This window comes from Streptomyces sp. NPDC059866 (genome assembly GCF_042731325.1).
Taxonomy (GTDB): Bacteria; Actinomycetota; Actinomycetes; order Streptomycetales; family Streptomycetaceae; genus Streptomyces; species Streptomyces flavusporus.
Map to the genome: position 1 here is coordinate 272,893 of NZ_JBHWJT010000011.1, position 9,788 is coordinate 282,680.

Annotated in this window: 7 protein-coding genes and 1 pseudogene; 5 read left to right on the plus strand and 3 right to left on the minus strand. The window is 69.7% G+C overall.

Annotated elements, in window-relative coordinates; translation table 11 throughout:
* Nucleotide 1: 1 nt before the first annotated feature.
* Together ACFV7R_RS19435 and ACFV7R_RS19440 are read right to left on the minus strand one after the other, a co-directional pair.
* On the minus strand, nucleotides 2-2,044 hold the full coding sequence (locus tag ACFV7R_RS19435; RefSeq protein WP_385264765.1) for a TIM-barrel domain-containing protein: 2,043 nt from the start codon (nucleotides 2,042-2,044) through the stop codon (nucleotides 2-4).
* Nucleotides 2,045-2,116: 72 nt separating this feature from the next.
* Complete coding sequence (locus tag ACFV7R_RS19440; protein ID WP_385264767.1) at nucleotides 2,117-3,130, minus strand: LacI family DNA-binding transcriptional regulator; 1,014 nt, start codon at nucleotides 3,128-3,130, stop codon at nucleotides 2,117-2,119.
* Nucleotides 3,131-3,871: 741 nt separating this feature from the next.
* Here ACFV7R_RS19440 and ACFV7R_RS19445 point away from each other — a divergent pair.
* Nucleotides 3,872-4,096, plus strand: a complete 225-nt coding sequence (locus ACFV7R_RS19445; RefSeq protein ID WP_385264768.1) for a hypothetical protein — start codon at nucleotides 3,872-3,874, stop codon at nucleotides 4,094-4,096.
* A gap of 111 nt (nucleotides 4,097-4,207) precedes the next feature.
* On the plus strand, nucleotides 4,208-6,139 hold the full coding sequence (locus tag ACFV7R_RS19450; RefSeq protein ID WP_385264771.1) for an acyl-CoA dehydrogenase family protein: 1,932 nt from the start codon (nucleotides 4,208-4,210) through the stop codon (nucleotides 6,137-6,139).
* 113 nt (nucleotides 6,140-6,252) lie between these two features.
* Here the strand turns inward: ACFV7R_RS19450 and ACFV7R_RS19455 are convergent, their stop codons facing one another.
* Nucleotides 6,253-6,708, minus strand: a complete 456-nt coding sequence (locus ACFV7R_RS19455; RefSeq protein ID WP_385264773.1) for a lamin tail domain-containing protein — start codon at nucleotides 6,706-6,708, stop codon at nucleotides 6,253-6,255.
* Between the two features lie 208 nt (nucleotides 6,709-6,916).
* Here ACFV7R_RS19455 and dxr point away from each other — a divergent pair, with 208 nt between their 5' ends.
* The 3 genes and pseudogenes from dxr to ACFV7R_RS19470 all read left to right on the plus strand — a co-directional run.
* A complete protein-coding gene (gene dxr / locus ACFV7R_RS19460) occupies nucleotides 6,917-8,179 on the plus strand; it encodes a 1-deoxy-D-xylulose-5-phosphate reductoisomerase (protein ID WP_385264776.1) in 1,263 nt (420 codons plus the stop codon).
* An 8-nt stretch (nucleotides 8,180-8,187) separates the two neighbouring features.
* Entirely contained in the window at nucleotides 8,188-9,480 is a 1,293-nt protein-coding gene (locus ACFV7R_RS19465; protein WP_385264798.1) for a M50 family metallopeptidase, read from the plus strand.
* 170 nt (nucleotides 9,481-9,650) lie between these two features.
* Nucleotides 9,651-9,788 (plus strand): annotated as a pseudogene (locus ACFV7R_RS19470) (4-hydroxy-3-methylbut-2-en-1-yl diphosphate synthase); the annotation flags it as partial.

Consider the following 9,788-nt stretch of genomic DNA (forward strand, 5'->3'; position numbering starts at 1 on the left):
ACTACTCGGCGACCGGCAGCGCGGCCCCGTCCCGCAGGAACAGCGGGATCCGGTCCAGCGGGGCGTCGACCGTCACGGCCGCACCGCCCTCGTACGTCTCACCGGTCCACGCGTCCGTCCAGGTCGCGCCCGCCGGGAGATAGGCCGTGCGGGCCGTGGCGCCCGCCGTCAGCACCGGCGCGACCAGCAGATCGCGGCCGAAGAGATACGCGTCGTCGACCGCCCAGGCCGCCTGGTCCTCGGGGAACTCCAGGAACAGGGGCCGCATCACCGGCAGGCCCTCCTCATGGGCCTCGCGCATGACGTCCAGGATGTACGGCTTCAGACGCTCACGCAGCCGCAGGTACTGCTCCAGGATCGCCCCGGCCTCCTCGCCGTACGACCACACCTCGTTCGGGCCGCCGGTCATCTCCGGGCCGAGCGGCATGCCCGGCTCGCGGAAGCCGTGCAGACGCATCAGCGGGGACAGCGCGCCGAACTGGAACCAGCGGACCATCACCTCGCGGTACTCCTTCTCGTCCGGGTCGCCGCCGTGGAAGCCGCCGATGTCGGTGTTCCACCACGGGATGCCGGAGAGCGCGGTGTTCAGGCCGGCCGCGATCTGGCGGCGCAGGGTCGCGAAGTCGGTGCCGATGTCGCCGGACCACAGGGCGGCGCCGTAGCGCTGACTGCCCGCCCACGCCGAGCGGTTGAGGGTGATGATGTCGGACTCGCCCTCGGCGAGCAGGCCCTCGTAGAAGGTGCGGGCGTTCTCGGCCGGGTACATGTTCCCGACCTCCAGGCCCGGGCCCGCCCAGTAGCGCAGGTTCTCCTGGAAGCCGGGCTTCAGCTCCGGCTCGCAGGCGTCCAGCCAGAAGGCATCGATGCCGTACGGGGCAAGGTAGTTGTCGCGCACCTTCGACCACACGAACTCCCGGGCGTCCGGGTTCGTGGCGTCGTAGAAGGCGACCTGGACGGTGGAGGCGACCTCCTTGTCCGGCCAGTCGGCGTGCGCCATCGGGCCGTACTGGGTGCCGATGAAGTAGCCGCGCTGCTCCATGACCGGGTGGTTCTCGCTCAGCGGGGACACCGACGGCCACACCGACACGACCAGCTTGATGCCGAGTTCGTCCAGCTCCCGCACCATCGCCGCCGGGTCGGGCCACTCCTTCGGGTCGAACTTCCACTCGCCCAGGTGCGTCCAGTGGAAGAAGTCGCAGACGATGACGTCGATGGGCAGGCCACGGCGCTTGTACTCCCGTGCCACGGCGAGGAGTTCGTCCTGGGTGCGGTAGCGCAGCTTGCACTGCCAGAAGCCCGCCGCCCACTCGGGCAGCATCGGCGTACGGCCCGTGGCCGCGCTGTAGCGGCGCTGGGCGTCGGCCGGGGCGCCGGCGGTGATCCAGTAGTCGATCTGGCGGGCGGAGTCGGCGACCCAGCGGGTGCCGTTGTGCGCGAGCTCCACGCGGCCGATCGCCGGGTTGTTCCACAGCAGGGTGTAGCCGCGGCTGGAGGTCAGCACCGGGATGCCGACCTCGGCGTTGCGCTGGACCAGGTCGAGGACCAGGCCCTTCTGGTCCAGCCGCCCGTGCTGGTGCTGGCCGAGGCCGTACAGCTTCTCGCCCTCGTAGGCGGCGAACCGCTGCTCCAGGCGGTGGTGGCCGTTGCCGACGGCGGTGTAGAGGCGTGGGCCGGGCCACCAGAAGTGGGCGCGTTCCTCGGCGAGCAGCTCGTCCCCGCCGGCGGTGTCGAGGAACCGGATCAGGCCCTCGGCGTCGACGTGCACGGTCAGCGCACCGACGGTCAGCCGGCCCTCCCCGTCCACGATCTTGACGGTGCTCTCGGTCGGCGGGGCCTCGTCCAGGAGCGCGCCCGGCAGTCCCTCGAGGACCGGACCGCCGAGCCGCGCCCGCACCCGGACCGCGTCCGGACCCCACGGCTCGATGCGTACGGTCTCCTGGCGGCCGCTCCACTCCAGACCGCCGTCCCGCTCACGGAACGTGCCGACGGTGGGGGAGGACTGGGCCAGGCTGACCTTGGGCTGGTTCTCGGCAGGCTGATTCACTTGGGGGCTCCTGTGAGGAGTGCAGACAGGGAGGTGCCTTGAAAGGGGGTGGTGCGACCGGTGTCAGGGCCGTCAGGATCCGGACGGAACCGGTCCCGAGCTCGCCCGGACCGTCAACTCGGGGGCGATCAGCACGACCTCGTCACTGCCCCGCCCGTCCAGCTTCGCGACCAGGTGTTCCACGGCGTGCCGGCCCATCTCCTGCGCCGGGATGGCGACCGACGTCAGCCGCACCGACGCCTGGGTGGCGACCTGGTCCGGGCAGATCGCGACCACCGACACGTCCTCCGGCACGGCCCGGCCCTGCTGGCGCAGCAGCGCGAGCAGCGGCTCGACCGCCGACTCGTTCTGCACGACGAACCCGGTCGTCGCCGGACGCTCGTCGAAGACCCGGGCGAGCGTCACCGCCATCGCGTCGTACCCGCCCTCACAGGGGCGGTGCAGCACCCGCAGCCCCAACTCCCGCGCACGGGAGCGGAGTCCGTCGAGGGTGCGCTCGGCGAAACCGGTGTGCCGCTCGTACACCGCGGGCGCCTCGCCGATGACAGCGATGTCGCGGTGACCCAGCTCGGCGAGATGCTCGACGCAGAGCGCGCCCGTGGCCGCGAAGTCCAGGTCGACGCAGGTGAGCCCGGTGGTGTCGGCGGGCAGTCCGATCAGGACGGACGGCTGGTCGGTGCCGCGCAGCAACGGCAGCCGGTCGTCGTCCAGCTCGACGTCCATCAGGATCATGGCGTCGGCCAGCCCGCTGCCGGTGACCCGGCGCACCGCGTCGGGGCCCTCCTCGCCGGTGAGCAGCAGGACGTCGTAGCCGTGCGTCCGGGCGGTGGTGGCCACGGCGATGGCGATCTCCATCATCACCGGCACGTACATGTCCGTGCGCAGTGGAATCATCAGGGCGATGATGTTCGACCGGCTGCTCGCCAGGGCGCGGGCGCCGGCGTTCGGGTGGTAGCCCAGCTCCCGGATGCTCTGCTCGACCCGGTGCCGGGTGGTCGCGGAGATGGACCGCTTGCCGCTGAGGACATAGCTCACCGTGCTCGCCGACACTCCGGCGTGCTGGGCGACCTCGGCGAGGGTGACCATCCAGCTCTCCAAGCTTTGTGAAGCGCTTCGACAGTGCGCATTGCGAACAACGGCGGGTGAGGGTGGTTCGACAGTAGCCCCAGCCGGGGTGGGTGTCCATAGTGTGTCGAAGCGCTTCGACAATGATTTTCGGCCGGTACGGCAACCTTGGCGCGCCCGGCGGCCACCGAAGGGACGTAACACGGAACCGTCCCCCGGAAGGACCCCCCATGCAACACCGCAGACCGCGCCTGTCCCGGAAGGTGAAGACGCTCGTCGCGGCGGCGGTTACGCCCCCGCCGGGGGCGTAACCGCCGCCCACGCGGGCGAGAGCAGCTTGCGGGGCCTTCGACGCTCGGCAAGTACTACGTCACCTTCTCGGCCGTGAACGGCTGAACCCAGCTATTCACACCTCGTCGCGCTCCCGACTGCCCCCTACGACAGGACGGTCACGGGTCGCATCCACCCCCGAGTCGAAGGTGCGGGTACGGTGACAGGCACCCACATCGGGCAGCGCCCGATGACGACAGTCCGGTCGGCGCCACGTACAACCGTGTCCCCGGCTTCGCCGGTTCGTGCCTTCAAGGGCTCGCGGACTGACACGGCAACGCTAGTCCCCGCCAGGCCTCTCCTGTAGGCGTTGTAGTCAACTTCAGTGACCAGTGGGACGTATGTTCGTGCGCTGATGTTCCGTCCCGGCGTAAGCGTCGGCGGCGCCGGCCCGCTGGGCACCAGTACGGCAGCGTCAGCCTGGGTGGCGCGATGTGGGACATCCACCAGGGCGACATCGGCTGGAACGTCTACTCCTTCGTCCGCCGCACCAACACCACCAAGGCCACCCTCAACCTCGACGACTTCACCCAGGCACTCGTTCGGCGCAAGCTGATCGGCAACGACAAGTACGTCTCCGGGATCGAGGCCGGCACCGAGGTTTTCCAGGGCAAGGGCCGCCTTGACACCAAGGCGTACTCCGTCGACATCGGCTGAAGGTTTGCGCGCGGGGTGGTGGCCGGGCCCGGGATCGGGTACATACGATCGAGTAGCACCCGTCGGTAACCAAAACGGACCTTGATCCCTATTCGCGGCGAGGTGAGCCTCATGTCCGCAGCTCCCACCCGACCCACCGTCACCGAACGTGAGGCCCGCCAGGTGGCGGAGGCGGCCCGTGAACAGGACTGGCGCAAGCCCAGCTTCGCCAAGGAACTGTTCCTCGGCCGCTTCCGCCTCGACCTCATCCATCCCCACCCCCTGCCCGCCGACGACGACGTCCAGCGGGGCGAGGAGTTCCTCGCCAAGCTGCGCGACTTCTGCGAGACGAAGATCGACTCCGCCCGCATCGAGCGGGACGCCCAGATCCCCGACGAGGTGATCGACGGGCTCAAGGAGATCGGCGCCCTCGGCATGAAGATCGACACCAAGTACGGTGGGCTCGGCCTCACGCAGGTGTACTACAACAAGGCGCTCGCGCTGGCGGGCTCGGCCTGCCCCGCGGTCGGCGTACTGCTCTCGGCGCACCAGTCGATCGGCGTGCCGCAGCCGCTGAAACTGTTCGGCACACAGGAGCAGAAGGAACGGTTCCTGCCCCGCTGCGCCCGCACCGACATCAGCGCCTTTCTGCTGACCGAGCCCGACGTCGGCTCCGACCCCGCCCGGCTGGCCACGACCGCGGTGCCGGACGGGGACGACTACGTCCTCGACGGGGTGAAGCTGTGGACCACCAACGGGGTGGTCGCCGACCTGCTGGTGGTCATGGCCCGGGTGCCGAAGAGCGAGGACCACAAGGGCGGCATCACCGCCTTCGTCGTGGAGACCAACTCGCCCGGCATCACCGTGGAGAACCGCAACGCCTTCATGGGCCTGCGCGGCATCGAGAACGGCGTCACCCGCTTCCACCAGGTCCGCGTCCCCGCCGCCAACCGCATCGGGCCGGAAGGCGCCGGCCTGAAGATCGCGCTGACCACACTCAACACCGGGCGGCTCTCCCTGCCCGCGTCGTGCGTCGGCGCCGGCAAGTGGTGTCTGAAGATCGCCCGGGAGTGGTCGGCGGCGCGTGAACAGTGGGGCAAGCCGATCGCCGAGCACGAGGCGGTCGGGGCGAAGATCTCCTTCATCGCGGCCACCACCTTCGCCCTGGAGGCCGTGACCGACCTTGCCTCGCAGATGGCCGACGAGGACCGCAACGACATCCGCATCGAAGGGGCGCTCGCCAAGCTGTACGCCTCCGAGATGGCCTGGCAGATGGCCGACGAACTCGTCCAGATCCGCGGCGGCCGCGGCTTCGAGACGGCCGAGTCCCTGCGGGCGCGCGGCGAGCGCGGGGTGCCGGCCGAACAGGTCCTGCGGGACCTGCGGATCAACCGCATCTTCGAGGGCTCGACCGAGATCATGCACCTGCTGATCGCCCGCGAGGCGGTCGACGCCCACCTGTCGGTCGCCGGAGACCTGATCGACCCCGACAAGACCCTGCAGGACAAGGCGAAGGCGGGCGCGAACGCCGGTGTCTTCTACGCCAAGTGGCTGCCGAAGCTCGTCGCGGGACCGGGCCAGCTCCCCTCGTCCTACGGCGAGTTCAAGCACGGGATCGACCTCTCCCCGCATCTGCGCTTCGTCGAGCGGCACGCCCGCAAGCTCGCCCGCTCCACCTTCTACGCCATGTCCCGCTGGCAGGGCCGGATGGAGACCAAGCAGGGCTTCCTGGGCCGGGTCGTCGACATCGGTGCCGAACTGTTCGCGATGAGCGCGGCCTGCGTACGTGCCGAGCTCCTGCGTCGCCGGGGCGAGAACGGCCGCGAGGCCTACCAGCTGGCCGACGCCTTCTGCCGCCAGGCCCGCATCCGCGTCGACGAACTCTTCGGCCGCCTGTGGACCAACACCGACGACCTCGACCGGCAGGTCGTCAAGGGCGTCCTGGCAGGCCGCTACGAATGGCTGGAGCACGGCGTCATCGACCCCTCGAGCGAGGGCCCGTGGATCGCGGACGCGACCCCCGGACCCTCACAGAGGGAGAACGTGCACCGACCCGTCAGGTGAGATCGGCCCCGCGCCCTGAGGGCAGCGCCTTCAGGGGCGCGGGGAACTGCGCGACCAGCCACAACGGCGCCGCAGACGATCGACGGCACATCACCGCGCACCCTGCGGAGCGCTCAGCACCACTTGTCGCTCGGATCCCGCGTCGTCCAGGAGCAGGAGTCGACCTTCGCGCCGCTCGCCTTGGTGAGCGTGGCGGTGTCGCTGGTGTTGTTCCACACGTACCAGCCGCGGTCCTGGTACTTGTTCGACGCGGTGTCCCTGCCGACCCCGGTCTTCACCTTCATCGTCTTGCCCGCGCCGATCTTGACGTTGGGGAAGACGTACTTGTGGTTCGCCTTGTCCTTCAGGACCCAGCCCTTCAGCGAGATCGCCGAGCGGCCGGTGTTCTTGATCTCCACCCACTCGCCGTTGAGGCTGGTGTTGGAGCCGGTGTCCGAGCCGGGGCTGTCGAACCAGACATGGTGGATGACCACACCGCCGGCCGCCTGGGCCGGAGTGCTGAGCACGGTGCCGGTGAGCGCCATCGCGCCCGCGAGCGCGGGCAGGGCAAGAGCAGCGCGTATGCGCATGGAGAGATCCCCCCCAAGGATGTCGTCCGAAGTCATGCGACGGCCGGGCCCCCGCCCGGCGTGACCGAGGTCTTATCACGCGATCTTCACGCGAGTTTCACAAACCCCGAACCTGTTCGCTTCGGCGACAAGCCCGACAAGGCACCCGCCGCACCCACCCGAGGGACACCCTGTCCTGGCGGACATCCGTTGCGGCAACAATGGGGGGATGAGCGACAGTCCAGCCCCACTCGCCGACCCGCACCTCGTCTACGACCCGGTGACGGCAGACGGCCCGAAGGACGTGGTGATCCTCGGCTCCACCGGGTCGATCGGCACCCAGGCCATCGACCTCGTGCTGCGCAACCCCGACCGGTTCCGGGTCACCGGACTCTCCGCCAACGGCGGCCGGGTCGCCCTCCTCGCCGAGCAGGCGTTCCGGCTGCGGGTCCGGACCGTCGCGGTCGCCCGCGAGGACGTCGTACCGGCGCTGCGCGAAGCCCTGAGCGCCCAGTACGGCACCGGGGAGCCGCTCCCCGAGATCCTGGCCGGCCCCGACGCGGCCACCCACCTCGCCGCCTCCGACTGCCACACCGTCCTCAACGGCATCACCGGCTCCATCGGCCTCGCTCCGACCCTCGCCGCCCTGGAGGCGGGCCGCACCCTCGCGCTCGCCAACAAGGAGTCGCTCATCGTGGGCGGCCCGCTGGTCAAGGCCCTCGCCAAGCCCGGCCAGATCATTCCCGTCGACTCCGAGCACGCCGCCCTCTTCCAGGCGCTGGCGGCCGGCACCCGGACCGACGTACGCAAGCTCGTCGTCACGGCGTCCGGCGGCCCCTTCCGCGGCCGCACGAAGGCGGAGCTGGCGAACGTCACCGTCGAGGACGCCCTGGCCCACCCCACCTGGGCCATGGGCCCGGTGATCACGATCAACTCCGCGACCCTGGTCAACAAGGGCCTGGAGGTCATCGAGGCGCACCTGCTGTACGACATTCCCTTCGACCGCATTGAGGTGGTCGTGCACCCGCAGTCGTATGTCCACTCGATGGTTGAGTTCACGGACGGATCCACGATCGCCCAGGCGACGCCCCCCGACATGCGCGGGCCCATCGCCATCGGCCTCGGCTGGCCGGAACGCGTCCCCGACGCGGCCCCCGCCTTCGACTGGAGCAAGGCGTCGACCTGGGAGTTCTTCCCGCTCGACAACGACGCCTTCCCGTCCGTCGACCTCGCCCGGCACGTCGGCGAGCTCGCAGGCACGGCCCCGGCGGTGTTCAATGCCGCCAACGAGGAGTGCGTGGAGGCGTTCCGCAGCGGAGCGCTGCCGTTCAGTGGGATCATGGAAACCGTCACGCGGATCGTCGACGAACACGGCGTCCCGCGCACGGGAACCTCACTGACCGTGTCGGACGTCCTCGAAGCGGAGACCTGGGCGCGTGCCCGGGCCCGGGAACTGACAGCACAGACGGCCACCGCGGAGGCGCGTGCATGACGACCCTGATGATGATCCTCGGCATAGTCGTCTTCGCGGTCGGCCTGCTGTTCTCGATCGCGTGGCACGAGCTGGGGCACCTGTCCACGGCCAAGCTCTTCGGCATCCGCGTTCCGCAGTACATGGTCGGTTTCGGCCCGACCATCTTCTCGCGCAGGAAGGGCGAGACCGAGTACGGCATCAAGGCCATCCCGCTCGGCGGCTACATCCGCATGATCGGCATGTTCCCGCCCGGCCCCGACGGCAGGCTGGAGGCCCGCTCCACCTCGCCGTGGCGCGGCATGATCGAGGACGCCCGCTCGGCGGCCTTCGAGGAGCTCAGGCCCGGCGACGAGAACCGCATGTTCTACACGCGCAAGCCGTGGAAGCGGGTCATCGTGATGTTCGCGGGCCCCTTCATGAACCTGATCCTGGCGGTGGTGCTGTTCCTCACCGTCCTGATGGGCTTCGGCATCTCCCAGCAGACCACCAGCGTCAGCTCGGTCTCCCAGTGCGTCATCGCCCAGAGCGAGAACCGCGACGACTGCCAGAAGTCCGACCCCGCCTCCCCGGCCGCGGCGGCCGGCCTCAAGGCGGGCGACAAGATCGTCGCCTTCAACGGTGTGCGCACGGACGACTGGAACGAGCTCTCCGACCTGATCCGCGCCAACCCCGGCAAGGAGGTGCCGATCGTCGTCGAGCGGGGGAGCGAGGAAGTCACCCTGCAGGCGAAGATCGCCACCAACCAGGTCGCCAAGAAGGACTCCAGCGGCCAGATCGTCCAGGGCGAGTACGTCACCGCCGGCTTCCTCGGCTTCAGCGCCGCCACCGGCATCGTCCGGCAGGACTTCGACGATTCCCTGGTGTGGATGGGCGACCGGGTCGACGAGGCCGTCGACTCACTCGCCGCCCTGCCCGGGAAGATCCCGGCCCTGTGGAACGCGGCCTTCGACGGCGCCGAGCGCGAACCCGACTCCCCGATGGGCGTGGTCGGCGCGGCCCGCGTGGGCGGCGAGATCTTCACCCTCGACATCCCGCCCACCCAGCAACTGGCCATGGCCCTGATGCTGGTCGCAGGCTTCAACCTCTCCCTGTTCCTCTTCAACATGCTCCCGCTGCTGCCGTTGGACGGCGGGCACATCGCGGGGGCGCTGTGGGAGTCGCTGCGTCGGAACGTGGCGAGGGTGCTGCGCAGGCCGGACCCCGGTCCGTTCGACGTGGCGAAGCTGATGCCGGTGGCCTATGTGGTGGCCGGGATCTTCATCTGCTTCACCCTCCTCGTCCTCATCGCGGACGTGGTTAACCCGGTGAGAATCTCCTAGTCACCCGGCGTTGAAGGCGGCCCGGCATGCTGTGCGCCGGGCCGCCTTCCATCGAGTGGGTTTCGACGGGCGTGGTGTGCCGGCGCACAAGCCCGTGCCGTAATCTCGAAGCCTGGAGCCCGCTGCTGACGGGACCGGACCTTGATCCACGACTTGGGGTTGCACAGCAGATGACTGCGATTTCTCTCGGCATGCCGTCCGTTCCGACCAGGCTCGCCGAGCGCCGGAAGAGCCGGCAGATCCAGGTCGGGTCCGTGGCGGTGGGCGGAGACGCCCCGGTGTCGGTGCAGTCCATGACCACGACCCGT

Coding starts and splice junctions, on each gene's coding strand:
- ACFV7R_RS19445 (WP_385264768.1), top strand. CDS start 3,872: ATGTGGGACATCCACCAGGGCGACATCGGCTGGAACGTCTACTCCTTC.
- ACFV7R_RS19440 (WP_385264767.1), bottom strand. CDS start 3,130: ATGGTCACCCTCGCCGAGGTCGCCCAGCACGCCGGAGTGTCGGCGAGC.
- ACFV7R_RS19455 (WP_385264773.1), bottom strand. CDS start 6,708: ATGCGCATACGCGCTGCTCTTGCCCTGCCCGCGCTCGCGGGCGCGATG.
- dxr (WP_385264776.1), top strand. CDS start 6,917: ATGAGCGACAGTCCAGCCCCACTCGCCGACCCGCACCTCGTCTACGAC.
- ACFV7R_RS19465 (WP_385264798.1), top strand. CDS start 8,188: ATGATGATCCTCGGCATAGTCGTCTTCGCGGTCGGCCTGCTGTTCTCG.
- ACFV7R_RS19450 (WP_385264771.1), top strand. CDS start 4,208: ATGTCCGCAGCTCCCACCCGACCCACCGTCACCGAACGTGAGGCCCGC.